This window comes from Bacillus sp. GW823-FHT06A10 (assembly GCF_058795375.1).
This window is the reverse complement of sequence record NZ_JBXAHT010000008.1, coordinates 14096-33621: the sequence shown is the minus strand read 5'-3', so window position 1 is coordinate 33621 and position 19526 is coordinate 14096. Positions and strand designations below refer to the sequence as shown.

28 protein-coding genes are annotated in these 19526 nt (G+C 40.8%); all 28 read left to right on the top strand.

Annotation, left to right across the window (positions count from 1 at the left end; all coding sequences use genetic code 11):
- Positions 1–17 precede the first annotated feature (17 nt).
- The 28 genes from rpoC to secY all read left to right on the top strand — a co-directional run bounded on the left by rpoC (position 18) and on the right by secY (position 19497).
- Positions 18–3629, top strand: a complete 3612-nt coding sequence (gene rpoC, locus AC1Q8M_RS27125; protein WP_000567943.1) for a DNA-directed RNA polymerase subunit beta' — start codon at positions 18–20, stop codon at positions 3627–3629.
- A gap of 113 nt (positions 3630–3742) precedes the next feature.
- Positions 3743–3991, top strand: a complete 249-nt coding sequence (locus AC1Q8M_RS27120; protein ID WP_000121833.1) for a 50S ribosomal protein L7ae-like protein — start codon at positions 3743–3745, stop codon at positions 3989–3991.
- 114 nt (positions 3992–4105) lie between these two features.
- Positions 4106–4528 (top strand): 30S ribosomal protein S12, encoded by a 423-nt coding sequence (gene rpsL / locus AC1Q8M_RS27115; RefSeq protein ID WP_001142341.1) that lies wholly within the window; start codon positions 4106–4108, stop codon positions 4526–4528.
- A gap of 29 nt (positions 4529–4557) precedes the next feature.
- Positions 4558–5028 carry a 30S ribosomal protein S7 gene (gene rpsG / locus AC1Q8M_RS27110; protein ID WP_001137492.1) on the top strand — a complete coding sequence of 157 codons (471 nt, stop codon included), beginning with the start codon at positions 4558–4560 and terminating at the stop codon, positions 5026–5028.
- Positions 5029–5233: 205 nt separating this feature from the next.
- Positions 5234–7312, top strand: coding sequence for an elongation factor G (gene fusA, locus AC1Q8M_RS27105; protein WP_000196384.1), 2079 nt, complete (start codon positions 5234–5236; stop codon positions 7310–7312).
- Between the two features lie 117 nt (positions 7313–7429).
- Positions 7430–8617: an elongation factor Tu gene (gene tuf / locus AC1Q8M_RS27100; RefSeq protein ID WP_001029617.1), complete on the top strand. Its 1188-nt coding sequence runs from the start codon at positions 7430–7432 to the stop codon at positions 8615–8617.
- A gap of 399 nt (positions 8618–9016) precedes the next feature.
- Positions 9017–9325, top strand: a complete 309-nt coding sequence (rpsJ, locus tag AC1Q8M_RS27095) for a 30S ribosomal protein S10 (RefSeq protein ID WP_001040595.1) — start codon at positions 9017–9019, stop codon at positions 9323–9325.
- Positions 9326–9359: 34 nt separating this feature from the next.
- Entirely contained in the window at positions 9360–9992 is a 633-nt protein-coding gene (rplC, locus tag AC1Q8M_RS27090; RefSeq protein WP_000160209.1) for a 50S ribosomal protein L3, read from the top strand.
- 25 nt (positions 9993–10017) lie between these two features.
- Positions 10018–10641, top strand: coding sequence for a 50S ribosomal protein L4 (gene rplD / locus AC1Q8M_RS27085; RefSeq protein ID WP_001127258.1), 624 nt, complete (start codon positions 10018–10020; stop codon positions 10639–10641).
- Positions 10641–10931, top strand: coding sequence for a 50S ribosomal protein L23 (gene rplW, locus AC1Q8M_RS27080; RefSeq protein ID WP_001205558.1), 291 nt, complete (start codon positions 10641–10643; stop codon positions 10929–10931). Before rplD ends, rplW begins: the two co-directional genes overlap by 1 nt.
- Positions 10932–10959: 28 nt before the next feature.
- Entirely contained in the window at positions 10960–11790 is an 831-nt protein-coding gene (gene rplB, locus AC1Q8M_RS27075) for a 50S ribosomal protein L2 (protein ID WP_000511583.1), read from the top strand.
- A 60-nt stretch (positions 11791–11850) separates the two neighbouring features.
- Positions 11851–12129: a 30S ribosomal protein S19 gene (gene rpsS, locus AC1Q8M_RS27070; protein WP_000124454.1), complete on the top strand. Its 279-nt coding sequence runs from the start codon at positions 11851–11853 to the stop codon at positions 12127–12129.
- 17 nt (positions 12130–12146) lie between these two features.
- Positions 12147–12488 carry a 50S ribosomal protein L22 gene (gene rplV, locus AC1Q8M_RS27065; protein WP_001148024.1) on the top strand — a complete coding sequence of 114 codons (342 nt, stop codon included), beginning with the start codon at positions 12147–12149 and terminating at the stop codon, positions 12486–12488.
- 3 nt (positions 12489–12491) lie between these two features.
- Positions 12492–13151 (top strand): 30S ribosomal protein S3, encoded by a 660-nt coding sequence (gene rpsC / locus AC1Q8M_RS27060; RefSeq protein WP_000529956.1) that lies wholly within the window; start codon positions 12492–12494, stop codon positions 13149–13151.
- A gap of 1 nt (position 13152) precedes the next feature.
- Positions 13153–13587 carry a 50S ribosomal protein L16 gene (gene rplP / locus AC1Q8M_RS27055; RefSeq protein WP_000928971.1) on the top strand — a complete coding sequence of 145 codons (435 nt, stop codon included), beginning with the start codon at positions 13153–13155 and terminating at the stop codon, positions 13585–13587.
- A complete protein-coding gene (rpmC, locus tag AC1Q8M_RS27050) occupies positions 13577–13777 on the top strand; it encodes a 50S ribosomal protein L29 (protein WP_000855718.1) in 201 nt (66 codons plus the stop codon). Before rplP ends, rpmC begins: the two co-directional genes overlap by 11 nt.
- Positions 13778–13797: 20 nt before the next feature.
- On the top strand, positions 13798–14061 hold the full coding sequence (rpsQ, locus tag AC1Q8M_RS27045; protein WP_000004106.1) for a 30S ribosomal protein S17: 264 nt from the start codon (positions 13798–13800) through the stop codon (positions 14059–14061).
- A gap of 43 nt (positions 14062–14104) precedes the next feature.
- The gene (gene rplN / locus AC1Q8M_RS27040; protein ID WP_000615912.1) at positions 14105–14473 is read left to right on the top strand and encodes a 50S ribosomal protein L14; all 369 of its coding nucleotides are present in this window, start codon (positions 14105–14107) and stop codon (positions 14471–14473) included.
- A 38-nt stretch (positions 14474–14511) separates the two neighbouring features.
- Positions 14512–14823: a 50S ribosomal protein L24 gene (gene rplX / locus AC1Q8M_RS27035; RefSeq protein ID WP_000558200.1), complete on the top strand. Its 312-nt coding sequence runs from the start codon at positions 14512–14514 to the stop codon at positions 14821–14823.
- A gap of 26 nt (positions 14824–14849) precedes the next feature.
- A complete protein-coding gene (gene rplE, locus AC1Q8M_RS27030) occupies positions 14850–15389 on the top strand; it encodes a 50S ribosomal protein L5 (protein ID WP_001080829.1) in 540 nt (179 codons plus the stop codon).
- Positions 15390–15422: 33 nt separating this feature from the next.
- Positions 15423–15608, top strand: coding sequence for a 30S ribosomal protein S14 (rpsN, locus tag AC1Q8M_RS27025; RefSeq protein WP_001085700.1), 186 nt, complete (start codon positions 15423–15425; stop codon positions 15606–15608).
- Positions 15609–15637: 29 nt separating this feature from the next.
- Positions 15638–16036 carry a 30S ribosomal protein S8 gene (gene rpsH, locus AC1Q8M_RS27020; protein WP_000245511.1) on the top strand — a complete coding sequence of 133 codons (399 nt, stop codon included), beginning with the start codon at positions 15638–15640 and terminating at the stop codon, positions 16034–16036.
- 32 nt (positions 16037–16068) lie between these two features.
- Positions 16069–16608: a 50S ribosomal protein L6 gene (gene rplF, locus AC1Q8M_RS27015; protein ID WP_000086551.1), complete on the top strand. Its 540-nt coding sequence runs from the start codon at positions 16069–16071 to the stop codon at positions 16606–16608.
- A 33-nt stretch (positions 16609–16641) separates the two neighbouring features.
- The gene (rplR, locus tag AC1Q8M_RS27010) at positions 16642–17004 is read left to right on the top strand and encodes a 50S ribosomal protein L18 (protein WP_000628818.1); all 363 of its coding nucleotides are present in this window, start codon (positions 16642–16644) and stop codon (positions 17002–17004) included.
- Positions 17005–17025: 21 nt separating this feature from the next.
- The gene (gene rpsE / locus AC1Q8M_RS27005; RefSeq protein ID WP_000554646.1) at positions 17026–17526 is read left to right on the top strand and encodes a 30S ribosomal protein S5; all 501 of its coding nucleotides are present in this window, start codon (positions 17026–17028) and stop codon (positions 17524–17526) included.
- A gap of 13 nt (positions 17527–17539) precedes the next feature.
- Positions 17540–17722: a 50S ribosomal protein L30 gene (rpmD, locus tag AC1Q8M_RS27000; protein ID WP_001085233.1), complete on the top strand. Its 183-nt coding sequence runs from the start codon at positions 17540–17542 to the stop codon at positions 17720–17722.
- A 33-nt stretch (positions 17723–17755) separates the two neighbouring features.
- A complete protein-coding gene (gene rplO, locus AC1Q8M_RS26995; protein ID WP_000766083.1) occupies positions 17756–18196 on the top strand; it encodes a 50S ribosomal protein L15 in 441 nt (146 codons plus the stop codon).
- A complete protein-coding gene (gene secY / locus AC1Q8M_RS26990; RefSeq protein ID WP_000490118.1) occupies positions 18196–19497 on the top strand; it encodes a preprotein translocase subunit SecY in 1302 nt (433 codons plus the stop codon). The genes rplO and secY overlap by 1 nt, the downstream gene beginning before the upstream one ends.
- The last annotated feature ends 29 nt before the right edge of the window (positions 19498–19526 follow it).

Below are 19526 nucleotides of genomic sequence, written 5' to 3'. Positions count from 1 at the left end.
AAAGGGAGGTAGGCCCCTTGATAGATGTAAATAACTTTGAATATATGAAGATTGGACTTGCTTCACCTGACAAGATTCGTTCTTGGTCATACGGTGAAGTTAAGAAACCAGAAACTATTAACTATCGTACGTTAAAGCCTGAAAAAGATGGCTTGTTCTGTGAGCGTATTTTCGGACCACAAAAGGACTGGGAATGTCATTGCGGAAAATACAAACGTGTACGTTATAAAGGTGTAGTTTGTGATCGATGTGGCGTTGAAGTAACGCGTGCAAAAGTACGTCGTGAACGTATGGGTCATATTGAATTAGCTGCTCCTGTATCTCATATTTGGTATTTCAAAGGTATCCCGAGCCGCATGGGACTTGTCTTAGACATGTCCCCTCGCGCGCTTGAAGAAGTAATTTATTTCGCTTCTTATGTTGTAACAGAAAGTGGAGATACACCACTTGATAAGAAGCAATTACTTTCTGAAAAAGAATACCGTGCATATCGTGATCGATATGGTAGCACATTCCAAGCTGCTATGGGTGCAGAAGCGATTAAAAAGCTACTACAAGACATTGATTTAGATAAAGAAGTAGACTTCTTAAAAGAAGAATTAAAAACAGCACAAGGACAACGCCGTACTCGTGCTATTAAACGTCTAGAAGTATTAGAAGCATTCCGTAACTCTGGAAATGAACCATCTTGGATGATCTTAGATGTTCTACCAGTTATCCCACCAGAACTACGCCCAATGGTACAGTTAGATGGTGGACGTTTTGCTACTTCTGACTTAAACGACTTATATCGTCGTGTAATTAACCGTAACAACCGTTTAAAACGTCTATTGGACCTAGGTGCTCCAAGCATCATCGTTCAAAACGAAAAACGTATGTTACAAGAAGCTGTAGATGCATTAATTGATAATGGTCGTCGTGGCCGTCCAGTAACTGGACCAGGTAACCGTCCATTAAAATCACTATCTCACATGCTTAAAGGTAAACAAGGACGTTTCCGTCAAAACTTATTAGGTAAACGTGTTGACTACTCTGGTCGTTCTGTAATCGTTGTAGGACCGAACTTAAAGATGTACCAATGTGGATTACCGAAAGAAATGGCGCTTGAACTGTTCAAACCTTTTGTTATGAAAGAATTAGTTGGAAAAGGGTTAGCACACAACATTAAGAGTGCGAAACGTAAAATTGAGCGTGTACACCCTGAAGTTTGGGACGTTTTAGAATCTGTGATTAAAGAACATCCAGTACTTCTAAATCGCGCACCAACACTTCACCGTCTTGGTATCCAGGCGTTTGAACCTACATTAGTAGAAGGTCGCGCAATTCGTCTTCACCCACTTGTATGTACTGCATACAACGCGGACTTTGACGGTGACCAAATGGCGGTTCACGTTCCGTTATCATCAGAGGCACAAGCAGAAGCTCGTATTCTTATGTTAGCGGCACAAAACATCTTGAATCCAAAAGACGGAAAACCAGTTGTTACTCCATCTCAGGATATGGTATTAGGTAACTACTACTTAACACTTGAGCGTGAAGGCGCAATCGGTGAAGGTATGGTCTTCAAAGATGCAAACGAAGCAATACTTGCATATCAAAATGGATATGTACATCTGCACACACGTGTTGCAGTTGCTGCAAGTTCAGTAAATAACGTAACGTTTACTGAAGAGCAAAAAGGTAAGCTTCTATTAACAACAGTTGGTAAATTAATATTTAACGAAATCTTACCAGAGTCGTTCCCTTATATTAATGAACCGACAAACTCAAACCTTGAAAAAGAAACACCAGCGGAATATTTCGTTGAAAAAGGTGCGAACATTAAAGAAATTATTGCTAGTCGCGAAGAAGTGGCGCCATTTAGCAAGAAGATCCTTGGTAACATCATTGCGGAAGTGTTCAAACGTTTCCAAATTACAGAAACGTCTCGCATGCTTGACCGTATGAAAAACTTAGGGTTCAAGTACTCTACAAAAGCTGGTATTACAGTTGGGGTATCTGACATTCTTGTATTAGGCGAAAAAGATGAAATTCTCCACGAAGCACAAGCAAAAGTAGATAATGTAATTAAACAATTCCGTCGCGGTTTAATCACGGAAGAAGAACGTTACGATCGCGTTATCTCTATTTGGAGTAATGCAAAAGATGTTATCCAAGGAAAACTGATGAAATCCTTGAATAAACGCAATCCAATCTTCATGATGAGTGACTCAGGTGCCCGTGGTAACGCATCTAACTTTACTCAGCTTGCTGGTATGCGTGGTCTGATGGCCAATCCATCTGGGCGTATCATCGAACTTCCAATCAAATCGAGTTTCCGTGAAGGTTTAACAGTACTTGAGTACTTCATCTCTACGCATGGTGCGCGTAAAGGTCTTGCCGATACAGCACTTAAAACTGCCGATTCTGGTTACTTAACACGTCGTCTTGTAGACGTTGCACAAGATGTAATTGTCCGTGAAGATGATTGTGGAACAGATCGTGGTCTATTAATTGGTGCGATTAAAGAGGGTAATGAAGTAATTGAGTCATTATATGATCGTCTTGTTGGACGTTTTGCAAGAAAAACTGTAAAACATCCTGAAACAGGTGAAGTATTAGTTAGTGAAAACCAATTAATTACTGAAGATATCGCTCATATCGTTGAAAATTCGGGTGTTGAAACTGTAAATATTCGTTCAGCGTTTACGTGTAACACTCGCCATGGTGTATGTAAGAAGTGTTACGGTCGTAACTTAGCAACTGGTACAGACGTAGAAGTAGGAGAAGCGGTAGGTATTATCGCAGCTCAATCTATCGGTGAGCCAGGTACACAGTTAACGATGCGTACATTCCATACAGGTGGGGTTGCCGGAGATGATATCACTCAAGGTTTACCTCGTATCCAAGAGATCTTCGAAGCTCGTAATCCGAAAGGTCAGGCAGTTATCAGTGAAATCGACGGTGTTATCGCAGCGATCAACGATGTTAAAGATCGCCAAGAAGTAGTTGTACAGGGTGAAGTTGAAGCTCGTACGTATGCTATTCCTTACGGTGCTCGTCTGAAAGTAACTCCAGGACAGCCAATTAGCCACGGTAAAGAGTTAACAGAAGGTTCTATTGATCCGAAAGAATTACTAAAAGTAACGGACATTACAGCAGTTCAAGAATACTTATTACGTGAAGTTCAAAAAGTATACCGTATGCAAGGGGTAGAAATTGGTGACAAACACGTAGAGGTAATGGTACGTCAAATGCTACGTAAAGTTCGTGTAAGTGATGCAGGTGAAACAGACGTATTACCAGGAACATTACTAGATATCCATCAGTTTACTGATGCGAATGCGAAGGTGTTACTGAAAGGTAAACAACCAGCGACAGCTAGACCTGTTCTACTTGGTATTACAAAAGCTTCACTTGAAACTGATTCATTCTTATCTGCAGCATCATTCCAAGAAACAACTCGTGTCTTAACTGATGCAGCAATTAAAGGTAAACGTGATGAGCTTCTAGGATTGAAAGAGAACGTTATTATCGGTAAACTTGTTCCTGCTGGAACAGGTATGAATCGTTATCGCAAAGTGGATCTTGTAAAAACAACACAAGATAACATGAATGTAGAAAACGATGAGATTTATGTGGAACAGTAAAATTTTCCGTCGTAAATTTTGTATAAAAACATCTAATCCTAGTTGACATTGTATGAGTCAAAATGTTACTATAATCAAGGTTGCTCCTGAACGATGCTTTGGAGGATATTTATATGTCTTATCAAAAAGTGTCAAATGCTGAAAATGTAGTCGTTGGTCATAAACGCACATTGGAAGCAATCAAAAATGGTATAGTTAAAGAAGTTGTTATTGCAGAAGATGCTGATGTGCGGTTAACCCATGTTATCATTCGCACTGCTTTGCAACATAACATACCCATAACAAAGGTTGAATCAGTTCGTAAGCTTGGAAAAGTTTCGGGGATTCAAGTGGGAGCTTCAGCAATAGGAATAATAAGTTAAAACTGTTTTTGTGAGGAGAGAGCATTTGCTCTTCCTTGCAAAAACTTTGTTTTCAACTAATAATGAACCACCTGGATATGTGGTCATACAAACATGCGAAGGGAGGATAATCAAATGCCTACTATTAACCAATTAGTGAGAAATGGTCGTACTGATAAAGTATGGAAATCTAAATCACCTGCGTTAAACAAAGGATTTAACTCTTTAAAGAAAAAATCAACTGATATCTCTGCACCTCAAAAACGTGGTGTATGTACTCGTGTTGGTACAATGACTCCAAAGAAACCTAACTCAGCGTTACGTAAATACGCTCGTGTACGTTTAACAAACGGTATTGAAGTTACAGCTTACATCCCAGGTATCGGTCATAACTTACAAGAGCATAGCGTAGTATTAATTCGCGGTGGTCGAGTAAAGGATTTACCAGGGGTACGTTACCACATCGTTCGTGGAGCGCTTGATACAGCTGGTGTTGACAAACGTATGCAAGGACGTTCTAAATATGGTACTAAGCGACCAAAACCTGCTAAAAAATAATAAACTTATAATGAAAGGAGGAACTCAATATGCCTCGTAAAGGACCTGTTGCGAAACGTGACGTGTTACCAGATCCAATGTACAATTCTAAGCTAGTAACACGCCTTATCAACAAAATGATGGTTGACGGTAAAAAAGGTAAATCTCAAACAATTCTTTATAACGCTTTCGATATCGTTCGTGAACGTTCAGATAAAGAACCAATGGAAGTATTCGAGCAAGCTCTTAAGAACATCATGCCTGTTCTTGAAGTACGCGCTCGTCGTGTTGGTGGTGCTAACTACCAAGTTCCAGTTGAGGTTCGTCCAGAACGCCGTACAACTTTAGGTCTTCGCTGGTTAGTAAACTATGCTCGTCTTCGTGGTGAAAAAACTATGGAAGAGCGTCTAGCTTACGAAATCCTAGATGCAGCTAACAACGCTGGTGCATCTGTTAAGAAACGTGAAGACACTCATAAAATGGCAGAAGCTAACAAAGCATTTGCTCATTACCGTTGGTAGGATTCAACGTAAAATAAATGTATGCATAAACCGCTTTATTTGTCGCTTATGGAAGTGTGGAGAGGGAGAATGCCTCTCCCTTTCGTTGGGCGCTCGTTTTACATAATGAGGGTACTGGACACTGGCATATGTAACAATATAAAGTGGCTTTTTTGCTACTTAAAATAAAAAATCCAATCCATATATGGAAGGAGCAAGACACCAAATGACAAGAGAGTTCTCTTTAGAAAACACTCGTAATATTGGTATCATGGCTCACATCGATGCTGGTAAAACAACAGCAACTGAGCGTATTCTGTATTACACAGGACGTATTCATAAAATCGGTGAAACTCATGAAGGTGCATCTCAGATGGACTGGATGGAGCAAGAGCAAGAGCGTGGTATCACAATTACTTCTGCTGCAACTACAGCTCAATGGAAAGGTCACCGTGTAAACATCATTGATACTCCAGGACACGTAGACTTCACAGTAGAAGTAGAACGTTCTTTACGCGTACTTGATGGTGCGGTAGCAGTACTTGATGCACAATCTGGTGTAGAACCACAAACAGAAACTGTTTGGCGTCAGGCTACTACTTACGGTGTACCTCGTATCGTATTCGTTAACAAAATGGATAAGATCGGTGCAGATTTCTTATACTCTGTAGGAACAATCCACGATCGTTTACAAGCAAACGCACATCCAATTCAGTTACCAATCGGTGCTGAAGATGAGTTCAATGGTATCATTGACCTTGTTGAAGAGTGTGCTTACATGTACGGTAACGATTTAGGAACAGACATCGAGCGTGTCGAAATTCCTGAAGAGCACAAAGAACTAGCTGAAGAATACCGTGGAAAGCTTATTGAAGCGGTAGCTGAGCTTGATGAAGAAATGATGATGAAGTACCTAGAAGGTGAAGAAATCACTGTAGAAGAGCTTAAAGCTGGTATCCGTAAGGCTACAACTTCTGTAGAATTCTTCCCAGTAATCTGTGGTTCTGCATTCAAAAACAAAGGTGTTCAAATTCTGTTAGACGCAGTTATCGACTACCTACCATCTCCATTAGATGTACCTGCTATTAAAGGTACTCTTCCGGATACAGATGAAGAAGTAGAACGTAAGTCTAGCGATGAAGAACCATTCGCAGCTTTAGCATTCAAAATCATGACTGACCCTTATGTTGGTAAGTTAACGTTCTTCCGTGTGTACTCTGGTGTGTTAAACTCTGGATCATACGTGAAAAACTCAACTAAAGGTAAGCGTGAGCGTGTAGGACGTATCCTACAAATGCACGCTAACAGCCGTGAAGAGATTTCAACAGTTTACGCTGGTGATATCGCTGCTGCTGTAGGTTTAAAAGATACTACTACTGGTGATACTCTTTGTGACGAGAAGAGCCTTGTTATCCTTGAGTCTATGGAATTCCCAGAGCCAGTTATCTCTGTAGCTATCGAACCAAAATCTAAAGCTGACCAAGATAAAATGGGTACAGCATTATCTAAGCTTTCTGAAGAAGATCCAACATTCCGTGCTCACACTGACCAAGAAACTGGCCAAACTATCATCGCTGGTATGGGTGAACTTCACCTTGATATCATCGTTGACCGTATGCGCCGTGAATTCAAAGTCGAAGCGAACGTTGGTGCTCCTCAGGTAGCATACCGTGAAACTTTCCGCGCTGCTGCGAAAGTTGAAGGTAAGTTTGCTCGTCAATCTGGTGGACGTGGACAATTCGGTCACGTTTGGATTGAGTTTGCACCTAACGAAGAAGGTAAAGGATTTGAATTCGAAAACAAAATCGTCGGCGGTGTAGTTCCACGTGAATACATCCCAGCTGTTGGAGCGGGTCTTGAAGACTCACTTAAAAATGGTGTACTAGCTGGTTACCCACTAGTTGACATTAAAGCAGCATTAGTTGACGGTTCTTACCATGATGTCGATTCATCTGAGATGGCGTTCAAAATCGCTGCATCTATGGCACTTAAAGCTGCGGTTTCTAAATGTAACCCAGTAATTCTTGAGCCAATGATGAAAGTTGAAGTTGTAATTCCTGAAGAGTACATGGGAGACATCATGGGTGACGTAACATCTCGTCGTGGACGTGTAGAAGGTATGGAAGCTCGCGGTAACGCACAAGTTGTTCGCGCTATGGTTCCACTTTCTGAAATGTTCGGTTATGCGACAGCATTACGTTCTAACACTCAAGGACGCGGAACATTCTCAATGACATTTGATCATTATGAAGAAGTACCGAAGTCTGTTTCAGAAGAAATTATTAAAAAAAATAAAGGCGAATAATTGATTTTTATCAATTGTTCGAGTATAACTACTTATGTAAGCTTAGAAAGTGGGACGTAAGTTTCGCTTTCTAGTCTAAATATAAAATAACCTATATAAACTAAGGAGGAATTTAGAATGGCTAAAGCTAAATTCGAACGTTCTAAACCCCATGTTAACATCGGTACAATCGGCCACGTTGACCATGGTAAAACTACATTAACTGCTGCGATCACTACAGTTCTTGCAAAAGCTGGTGGTGCTGAAGCACGCGGATACGATCAAATCGACGCTGCTCCAGAAGAAAGAGAGCGCGGAATCACAATCTCAACTGCACACGTTGAGTACGAAACTGAAACTCGTCACTATGCACACGTTGACTGCCCAGGTCACGCTGACTATGTTAAAAACATGATCACTGGTGCTGCTCAAATGGACGGCGGTATCTTAGTAGTATCTGCTGCTGATGGCCCAATGCCTCAAACACGTGAGCACATCCTTCTTTCTCGTCAAGTAGGTGTTCCTTACATCGTTGTATTCTTAAACAAATGCGACATGGTAGACGACGAAGAATTATTAGAATTAGTAGAAATGGAAGTTCGTGACCTATTATCTGAATACGGATTCCCAGGCGACGACATTCCTGTAATCAAAGGTTCTGCTCTTAAAGCTCTTCAAGGAGAAGCTGATTGGGAAGCAAAAATCATTGAATTAATGACTGAAGTTGATGCTTACATCCCAACTCCAGAACGTGAAACTGACAAACCATTCTTAATGCCTATCGAGGATGTATTCTCTATCACAGGTCGTGGTACAGTTGCAACTGGTCGTGTAGAGCGCGGAATCGTTAAAGTTGGTGACGTAGTAGAAATCATCGGTCTTGCTGAAGAGAATGCTTCTACAACTGTAACTGGTGTAGAAATGTTCCGTAAACTTCTTGACCAAGCTCAAGCTGGAGACAACATCGGTGCTCTTCTTCGTGGGGTTGCTCGTGAAGACATCCAACGTGGACAAGTTCTTGCTAAAACTGGCTCTGTAAAAGCACACGCTAAATTCAAAGCTGAAGTTTTCGTATTATCTAAAGAAGAAGGTGGACGTCACACTCCATTCTTCGCTAACTACCGTCCTCAGTTCTACTTCCGTACAACTGACGTAACTGGTATCATCCAATTACCAGAAGGTACTGAAATGGTAATGCCTGGTGACAACATCGAAATGACTATCGAACTTATCGCTCCAATCGCTATCGAAGAGGGAACTAAATTCTCTATTCGTGAAGGTGGACGTACAGTAGGTTACGGTGTAGTTGCTACTATCGTTGAGTAATCTTAGCTGATATAAAAAAACCTAAGGGATTTTCCCTTAGGTTTTTTGTTTGTGTTTATATAAAGAAGAAGAGTGTGTTTTTTTGTTTTGACGAGTTTCTTCTATAGTAATATAAAAACAACAAAAGATAATCCAGAAACTGTAAAACGAATTCTGTTAGATGAAAACTTGAAATTCTTTAAAGTGCCATGTATAATAGCAAAAGTAGAGAAAAGCAGATGCAAACAAAAAGATGCTTGCATCTAGACGAATAACATTGTATAATAGACAATGTTGGTCTTTGACTGCGATGAAGTGGAAGGTTGCTGACACACCCGGCCGCTTTGCCATGGCATGGTGTGGGGAAATTTCCATGGAGAAGGTCTATTTTAGAAATAGGCGAACGAAGGAGGGAAAATAATGGCAAAAGAAAAAATTCGTATCCGTTTAAAAGCTTATGATCACCGTATTCTTGATCAATCAGCTGAGAAAATTGTAGAAACAGCTAAGCGTTCTGGGGCAACAGTTTCTGGTCCGATCCCATTACCAACTGAGAAGACTATTTACACAATTCTTCGTGCTGTTCATAAGTACAAAGATTCTCGTGAGCAATTCGAAATGCGCACACACAAACGTTTAATCGATATCGTGAGTCCTACTCCACAAACAGTAGATTCATTAATGCGTTTAGACTTACCGTCTGGTGTAGATATCGAAATCAAACTATAAATTATATAACTTAAAAATGTAGGAGGTGTAACTCATGACCAAAGGAATCTTAGGAAGAAAGATCGGTATGACTCAAGTATTTGCTGAGAACGGTGAGTTAATCCCAGTAACAGTTATCGCTGCTAATCCAAACGTTGTTCTTCAAAAGAAAACAACTGAAACTGATGGCTACAATGCAATCCAGTTAGGATTTGAAGATAAACGTGAAAAGTTAACTAACAAACCTGAACAAGGCCACACTGCTAAAGCATCTACAACTCCTAAGCGCTTCATTCGCGAAATCCGCGATGCAGACGTGGACGGATTAGAGGTTGGTCAAGAGGTAAAAGTTGAAGTTTTCGCTGCAGGTGAAATCGTTGACGTAACAGGAATTTCTAAAGGTAAAGGTTTCCAAGGTGTTATCAAACGCCACGGACAATCTCGCGGACCTATGTCTCATGGTTCTCGCTATCACCGTCGTCCAGGTTCAATGGGCCCAGTTGCTCCGAACCGTGTATTCAAAGGCAAAAAACTTGCTGGACGTATGGGTGGAGACCAAGTTACTATCCAAAACTTAGAAATCGTTCAAGTTGACACTGAGCGCAACTTATTACTAGTAAAAGGTAACGTTCCAGGTGCTAAGAAATCTCTTGTAGTTGTTCAAGGCGCTGTGAAGGTTAGCAAATAATTCACAATAGGAAGGAGGAATTCCAATGCCAAAAGTTACTGTATATAACCAAACTGGTTCACAGGTTGGTGAAATCGAATTAGCTGAAGCTATTTTCGGTATCGAACCAAATGAAGCTGTACTTTTCGAAGCTGTAATGATGCAACGTGCATCTTTACGTCAAGGTACACACAAAGTAAAAACTCGCTCTGAAGTTCGCGGTGGTGGTCGTAAACCATGGCGTCAAAAAGGAACTGGACGTGCTCGTCAAGGGTCTATCCGCTCTCCTCAATGGCGTGGTGGTGGTACGGTATTCGGACCTACACCAAGAAGCTATGCGTACAAACTTCCTAAGAAAGTTCGTCGTTTAGCAATCAAATCTGCATTAGCTACTAAAGTAGTTGAGAACAACATTGTAGTTCTTGAAGACCTAGTGTTAAATGCACCAAAAACAAAAGACATGCTAGCAGTACTTAAAGGATTAACTGTTGAGAAGAAAGCTCTTATCGTAACTGCTGATGCAAACGAATCTGTAGAGTTATCTGCTCGCAATATCCCTGGAGTAACAGTAATCACTGCTGATGGCGTAAACGTTTTAGACGTGCTTCATCATGATAAGCTAATCATGACAAAAGCGGCAGTGGAAAAAGTAGAGGAGGTGCTTGCATAATGAGAGATCCTCGTGATATCATTAAGCGCCCAGTTATCACTGAACGTTCTATGGAAATGATGGCTGAAAAAAAATACACGTTCGATGTGGACGTTAAATCTAATAAAACAGAAGTTAAAGATGCTCTTGAAGCGATCTTTGGTGTTAAAGTAGAAAAAGTGAACATCATGAACTACAAGCCGAAAGCAAAACGCGTTGGTCGTCACGCTGGTTTTACTAGCCGTCGTCGTAAAGCAATCGTTAAGCTAACTGCTGACAGCAAAGAAATCGAAATCTTCCAAGGCGTTTAATTCTTACTAAAGAAGGAGGGAAATTGAGATGGGAATTAAAAAGTATAATCCAACTACTAACGGTCGTCGTAATATGACTACGAATGATTTCGCTGAAATCACGACTGACAGACCCGAAAAGTCATTACTTGCTCCTTTAAGCAAGAAGGCTGGTCGTAATAACCAAGGTAAAATTACTGTACGTCATCAAGGTGGCGGACATAAGCGTCAATACCGTATCATCGACTTTAAGCGTAACAAAGATGGAATTCCAGGACGCGTTGCTACGATCGAATACGATCCAAACCGCTCTGCGAATATCGCATTAATTAACTACGTTGACGGTGAAAAACGTTACATTCTTGCTCCTAAATCTTTAGAAGTAGGTATGGAAGTTATGTCTGGCCCAGAAGCTGACATCAAAATCGGTAACGCATTACCATTAATCAACATTCCAGTAGGTACTGTTGTTCATAACATCGAGCTTAAGCCTGGTCGTGGCGGACAATTAGTTCGTTCTGCTGGTACATCTGCTCAAGTACTTGGTAAAGAAGGTAAATACGTACTTGTACGTTTAACTTCTGGTGAAGTACGTCTTGTATTATCTGCTTGTCGCGCTTCAATCGGTCAAGTAGGTAACGAACAACACGAACTTATCAAAATCGGTAAAGCAGGTCGCTCTCGCTGGTTAGGTAAACGCCCAACAGTTCGTGGTTCTGTAATGAACCCGGTTGATCACCCACACGGTGGTGGTGAAGGACGTTCTCCAATCGGACGTAAGTCTCCAATGTCTCCATGGGGTAAACCAACTCTTGGATTCAAGACTCGTAAGAAAAACAAAGCGTCTGACAAATTCATCGTTCGTCGTCGTAAAAAATAATGGGATTGTAGTACGGTTCATTTCTAGAACCGTACGCCAATCACGAAGGGAGGCACCAAAATGGCTCGTAGCTTAAAAAAAGGACCATTTGTCGATGATCACTTAATGAGCAAAATGGAAAAATTAGTTGCATCTGAGCAAAAACAAGTTGTTAAAACTTGGTCTCGCCGTTCAACAATCTTCCCTCAGTTCATCGGACACACAATCGCTGTATATGATGGTCGTAAACACGTACCTGTGTACATCACTGAGGATATGGTTGGCCATAAGTTAGGTGAATTCGCACCAACTCGTACGTATAAAGGTCACCTTGCTGACGATAAGAAAACTAGAAGATAATGAGAGGAGGCACTTCAATGCAAGCTAAAGCAGTAGCGAGAACAGTTCGTATTGCTCCTCGTAAAGTTCGTTTAGTAGTAGACTTAATCCGAGGTAAGCAAGTGGGTGAAGCGATTGCTATCCTTAACCACACACCAAAAACTGCTTCTCCAGTTGTAGAAAAAGTTTTAAAATCTGCAATCGCAAATGCAGAGCACAATTATGAGATGGACATTAACAACCTAGTTGTTGAAAAAGTCTTCGTTGACGAAGGTCCAACGTTGAAACGTTTCCGTCCACGTGCAATGGGTCGTGCAAGCCAAATTAACAAACGCACAAGCCACATTACAGTTGTGGTATCAGAAAAGAAGGAGGGATAATCGATGGGTCAAAAGGTTAATCCAATTGGTCTTCGTGTCGGTGTTATCCGTGACTGGGAATCTCGTTGGTTCGCTGAGAAAGATTACGCTACATTATTACATGAAGACATCAAAATCCGTGAGTACATTAATGTACGCTTAAAAGATTCTGCTGTTGCTAAAGTAGAAATCGAACGTGCAGCAAATCGTGTAAATGTTACAATTCACACTGCAAAACCTGGTATGGTAATTGGTAAAGGTGGTACTGAAGTTGAAGCACTTCGTAAAGCTCTTAACCAATTAACAGGCAAGCGTGTACACATCAACATTTTAGAAGTTAAGAGAGCTGATCTTAACGCTAAATTAGTAGGCGAAAACATCGCTCGTCAATTAGAAAACCGTGTATCATTCCGTCGTGCACAAAAGCAAGTTATTCAACGTGCTATGCGTGCAGGTGCTAAAGGTATTAAAACACAGGTTTCTGGTCGTCTTGGCGGAGCTGATATCGCTCGTGCAGAATCTTACAGTGAAGGAACTGTTCCACTTCATACACTTCGCGCTGATATTGACTATGCAGCAGTTGAAGCTGATACAACATACGGTAAATTAGGCGTAAAAGTATGGATCTACCGTGGAGAAGTCCTTCCTACAAAAAAGAAAGCTTCTGAGGAAGGAGGAAAATAATATGTTAATGCCAAAACGCGTAAAATATCGTAGAGAGCATCGTGGTAAAATGCGTGGTCGTGCTAAAGGTGGAACTGAAGTTGCTTTCGGTGAATTCGGTTTACAAGCACAAGCTGCTTCATGGATTACAAACCGTCAAATCGAAGCTGCTCGTCGTGCAATGACTCGTTACATGAAACGTGGCGGTAAAGTATGGATTAAAATTTTCCCTTCTAAACCTTACACTGCAAAACCTCTAGAAGTACGTATGGGTTCCGGTAAAGGGGCACCAGAAGGCTGGGTAGCAGTAGTAAAACCTGGGAAAATTATGTTCGAAATCGCGGGTGTATCTGAAGAGGTAGCACGCGAAGCATTACGTCTTGCAGCTCACAAGTTACCTGTGAAATGTAAATTCGTAAAACGTGAAGAAAATGGTGGTGAATCTAATGAAAACTAATGATATTCGTGAATTAACCACTGCCGAAATCGAAACAAAAGTTAAAGCTTTAAAGGAAGAGTTGTTTAATCTTCGCTTCCAACTTGCTACAGGACAATTAGAGAATCCAACTCGCATTCGTGAAGTGCGTAAAGCAATTGCTCGTATGAAAACTGTAGTTCGTGAAAGAGAGATCGGAATTAATCGATAAATTGAGGGGAGGTTTGCATAGTGAGCGAACGTAACCAACGCAAAGTTTATACTGGTCGTGTAGTGTCTGACAAAATGGACAAAACGATTACAGTTTTAGTTGAAACTTACAAAACTCATTCCTTGTACGGAAAACGTGTTAAGTATTCTAAGAAGTACAAAGCCCATGATGAGCAAAACCAAGCGAAACTTGGCGATATCGTTAAAATCATGGAAACTCGCCCGCTTTCTGCTACTAAGCGTTTCCGTTTAGTTGAAATCGTTGAAGAAGCGGTTATTATCTAAATAGACGAATCGGAATTTTTAGTCCGAAGGGAGGTTTCATAACATGATCCAACAAGAATCTCGTTTGAAAGTTGCTGACAACTCTGGTGCACGTGAACTTTTAACAATTAAAGTATTAGGCGGCTCTGGTCGTAAATATGCTAACATTGGTGACATTATCGTTGCTACGGTAAAACAAGCAACACCAGGTGGCGTTGTTAAAAAAGGTGACGTTGTTAAAGCAGTAGTAGTACGTACGAAGAGCGGAGCTCGTCGTCCGGACGGTTCTTACATCAAATTTGATGAAAACGCAGCGGTTATCATTAAAGACGATAAGAGCCCACGTGGTACTCGTATCTTCGGACCAGTAGCTCGTGAATTACGTGATAGCAACTTCATGAAGATCGTTTCTTTAGCTCCAGAAGTTCTATAATTTAAGGTATTGCCTTGCTAAGGAGGTGCAGAATTAAGATGCATGTAAAAAAAGGTGATAAAGTACAGGTAATCACTGGTAAAGACAAAGGAAAACAAGGCGTTATCCTTGTGGCTTTCCCAAAGCAAAACCGTGTTATCGTTGAGGGTGTTAACATCGTTAAAAAACACTCTAAGCCATCTCAATTAAATCCACAAGGTGGAATTATTACTAAAGAAGCACCTATTCACGTTTCTAACGTTATGATTTTAGATCCGAAAACAGGTGAACCTACTCGCGTAGGCTTCAAAGTAGAAGATGGTAAAAAAGTTCGTATTGCAAAAAAATCTGGTGAATTATTAGATAAATAATTTTCTTAAGAAAGGAGGTCACTTCATTGAATCGCCTTAAAGAGAAGTTCCAAAAGGAAATTACTCCTGCTCTAGTGAGCAAGTTTAACTATAAATCTGTGATGGAAGTACCGAAAATCGAAAAGATCGTAATCAACACTGGTGTTGGTGACGCGGTATCTAACTCAAAAGCTTTAGACAATGCAGTAGAAGAATTAACACAAATCGCAGGTCAAAAACCTGTTGTAACTCGTGCTAAAAAATCAATCGCTGGTTTCCGTCTTCGTGAAGGTATGCCAATCGGTGCGAAAGTAACTTTACGCGGCGAGCAAATGTATGAGTTCTTCGACAAATTAGTATCGGTTTCTTTACCACGTGTACGTGATTTCCGTGGTGTTTCTAAGAAATCATTCGATGGTCGTGGGAACTACACATTAGGTGTTAAAGAGCAACTTATCTTCCCTGAGATTGATTATGATAAAGTAAGCAAAGTACGCGGTATGGACATCGTAATCGTTACTACAGCGAAAACTGATGAAGAAGCTCGTGAACTTTTAACACAATTCGGTATGCCATTCCAAAAATAATGGAAGCCAACGCTAAGTAGAGGAGGCGAAAACGTGGCTAAAAAATCTATGATAGCGAAACAAAAGCGTACTCCTAAGTTTAAAGTACAAGAGTATACACGTTGCGAACGCTGCGGTCGTCCGCATTCTGTATACCGCAAATTTAAACTTTGCCGTATTTGTTTCCGTGAACTTGCATATAAAGGTCAAATTCCTGGTGTTAAAAAAGCTAGTTGGTAAAACCCACAAATGGGAAGGAGGTAAAACACATGGTGATGACAGATCCAATTGCAGACATGCTTACTCGCATCCGTAATGCGAACATGGTACGTCATGAGAAATTAGAGGTTCCTGCTTCTAAAATCAAAAAAGAGATCGCTGAACTTTTAAAACGTGAAGGTTTCATTCGTGATGTAGAATACATCGAGGATAACAAACAAGGTATCCTTCGTATTTTCCTGAAATATGGTGCAAACAATGAACGTGTAATCACTGGATTAAAACGTATCAGTAAACCTGGCTTACGCGTTTACGCTAAAGCTGACGAAGTACCACGTGTACTTAACGGATTAGGTATCGCTCTTGTTTCTACATCTAAGGGAGTAATGACAGACAAAGACGCTCGTCAATTACAAACTGGTGGAGAAGTAGTAGCATACGTTTGGTAATATATATTTAAAACGAACGGAGGTGTGACCACATGTCTCGTATTGGTAAAAAGATTCTTGAAATCCCTGCAGGTGTTACTATTACAATTGCAGAAGACAATACTGTAACAGTAAAAGGCCCTAAAGGTGAATTAACTCGTAAATTCAATGCTGATATGTCTATCAAAATTGAAGAAAATACACTAACAGTTGAGCGTCCATCTGAACAGAAGGAACACCGTGCATTACACGGTACAACTCGTGCTTTAATCGGAAACATGGTTGAAGGTGTAACTGCAGGTTTCGCACGCGGACTTGAATTAGTCGGTGTTGGTTACCGTGCTCAAAAACAAGGAGATAAACTTGTTTTAAGCGTAGGTTATTCTCATCCAGTAGAAATGACTCCGGAAGCAGGTCTTGAAGTTGAAGTACCTGCACCAACTAAAATCGTAATTAAAGGTATCGACAAGCAACGTGTTGGCGAATTTGCTGCTAACATCCGTGCTGTACGTGCTCCTGAGCCTTACAAAGGTAAAGGTATTCGTTACGAAGGCGAAGTTGTTCGTCGTAAAGAAGGTAAAACTGCTAAGTAAACCCGTTAGGTGAGAGAAAGGAGTGACAAGAAAATGATCACTAAAGCTGATAAAAATGCGACTCGTAAGAAAAGACATGCACGTGTACGTGCTAAACTTACTGGTACTGCAGAGCGTCCACGTTTAAACGTGTTCCGTTCTAACCAACATATTTACGCTCAAGTTATTGATGATGTGAATGGTGTAACGTTAGTAAGTGCATCTACTCTTGATAAAGACCTTGCTCTTAACGGTACTAGCAATACTGAAGCTGCTACGAAAGTTGGAGAATCAGTTGCTAAGCGTGCTGTAGAGAAAGGCGTTAAAGAAGTAGTATTTGATCGCGGTGGTTACTTATACCATGGCCGTGTTAAAGCTCTAGCTGAAGCTGCTCGTGAGGCTGGATTACAATTTTAATGGTCAAAGGAGGGAAAATTGATGCATCGCATTGACCCAAGTAAATTAGAACTTGAAGAACGTGTAGTTACGATAAATCGTGTCGCGAAAGTTGTTAAGGGTGGTCGTCGTTTCCGCTTTGCTGCACTAGTTGTAGTTGGCGATAAAAACGGTCATGTTGGATTCGGTACTGGTAAAGCACAAGAGGTACCAGACGCAATCCGCAAAGCTATCGAAGACGCTAAGAAAAACTTAATCGCTGTACCATTAGTTGGTACAACAATTCCACACACAATCAACGGTCACTTTGGAGCTGGTGAAGTATTCTTAAAACCTGCTGCTGAAGGTACTGGTGTTATTGCTGGTGGACCTGTTCGTGCGGTACTTGAATTAGCTGGTGTACAAGATATTCTTTCGAAATCTCTTGGTTCTAACACACCAATCAACATGATTCGCGCTACTGTGAACGGATTAAGCGAACTTAAGCGCGCTGAAGATGTTGCAAAATTACGCGGTAAATCTGTAGAAGAGCTACTAGGTTAAGGAGGGAAAACAAATGGCGAAAAAGTTAGAAATTACCCTCACTCGTAGTGTAATTGGTCGTCCACAAGATCAACGTGCGACGGTAGAAGCTTTAGGTCTTAAAAAGTTGAATTCAACTGTAGTTAAGGAAGAAACTCCTGCTATTCTTGGTATGATCAACAAAGTTTCTCACCTTTTAACTGTAAAAGAAGCTTAAGGATAACTCATTAATATAAGGAGGTGCCTGGGAATGAAACTTCATGAATTAAAACCTGCAGAAGGTTCTCGTAAAGTACGTAACCGTGTCGGTCGTGGTATCGGTTCTGGTAACGGTAAAACTGCTGGTAAAGGTCATAAAGGACAAAACGCACGTTCTGGTGGCGGTGTTCGTCTTGGCTTCGAAGGTGGTCAAACTCCATTATTCCGTCGTTTACCAAAACGCGGCTTCACAAACATTAACCGTAAAGAGTTTACTATTGTAAACTTATCAACGTTAAATCGTTTTGAAGATGGTACAGAAGTAACACCTGAATTATTGCTGGAAACTGGCGTTATCAGCAAGTTAAACGACGGTGTTAAAATTCTTGCAAGCGGAGCAGTAGAGAAAAAACTAACTGTTAAAGCGCACAAGTTCTCTTCAAGTGCTAAAGAAGCAATTGAAGCAGCTGGCGGATCAGTTGAGGTGATCTAATGTTTCGTACAATCTCCAACTTTATGCGCGTTGCTGAGATAAGACGTAAAATATTATTCACTTTAGCGATGTTAATCGTATTCAGGATTGGCACGTTTATCCCAGTGCCATTTACAAATGGAGACGTACTGAAAGCACAAGACCAATTAAATGCTTTAGGTATTCTAAATACATTTGGCGGTGGCGCCTTGAAAAACTTCTCCATCTTTGCGATGGGAATCATGCCGTATATTACAGCATCCATCATCGTGCAATTATTGCAGATGGATGTTGTTCCTAAATTTTCGGAATGGTCGAAGCAAGGTGAAATGGGCCGTCGTAAACTAACGCAATTCACGCGTTACTTTACAATTGTTCTTGCGTTTATTCAGGGGTTTGGTATGTCAATCGGTTTTAACGGTATGGTAGGTGGGCAATTAATTTTGAATCCTGGTTGGAGCACTTATTTATACATTGCTACGGTACTGACTGCTGGTACTGCATTTTTAATGTGGTTAGGCGAACAGATTACAGCTAAAGGTGTGGGTAATGGTATTTCCATCCTTATCTTTGGCGGTATTGCTGCAGCGATCCCAAGTGTTATATCTCAAGTGTATCAACAACAGTTTCAAAATATCGGAGATCAATTGTTCATGAGTATCGTTAAAGTTGCATTGATTTTACTAGCTGTGCTAGCAGTTATTGTTGGTGTTATTTTCATTCAACAAGCTGTTAGAAAGATCCCAATTCAATACGCGAAGCGTGTAACAGGAGGGAATGGGAATCATGCTGGAGCACAAAACACACATTTACCGCTTAAGGTAAATAGTGCGGGTGTTATTCCAGTCATTTTTGCTGTTTCATTCTTAATTACGCCTCCAACTATTGCACAGTTCTTCCCGAAACATGATGTATCGCAGTGGATTATTGCAAACTTTAACTATTCTCACCCAGTGGGAATGATCATATATGTTGCGCTCATTGTAGCCTTCACATATTTCTATGCGTTTGTTCAGGTTAATCCAGAGCAAATGTCAGAGAATCTAAACAAGCAAGGTGGATATGTTCCAGGTATTCGTCCGGGTAAGAATACAGAACAATATCTAACAAAAATCTTGTATCGTTTGACCTTTGTAGGATCAATTTTCCTAGCAGCGATTGCAATCTTACCAGTTATCTTTACGAAATTGGGAAATCTTCCTCCATCTGCACAGATTGGTGGAACGAGTATGTTAATCGTTGTCGGCGTTGCTTTAGAAACAATGAAGCAGCTAGAAAGCCAACTGGTAAAACGCCATTACAAAGGGTTTATCAAGCAGTGAGTAAGTGGGAAGAACCATCTTCCCTACAT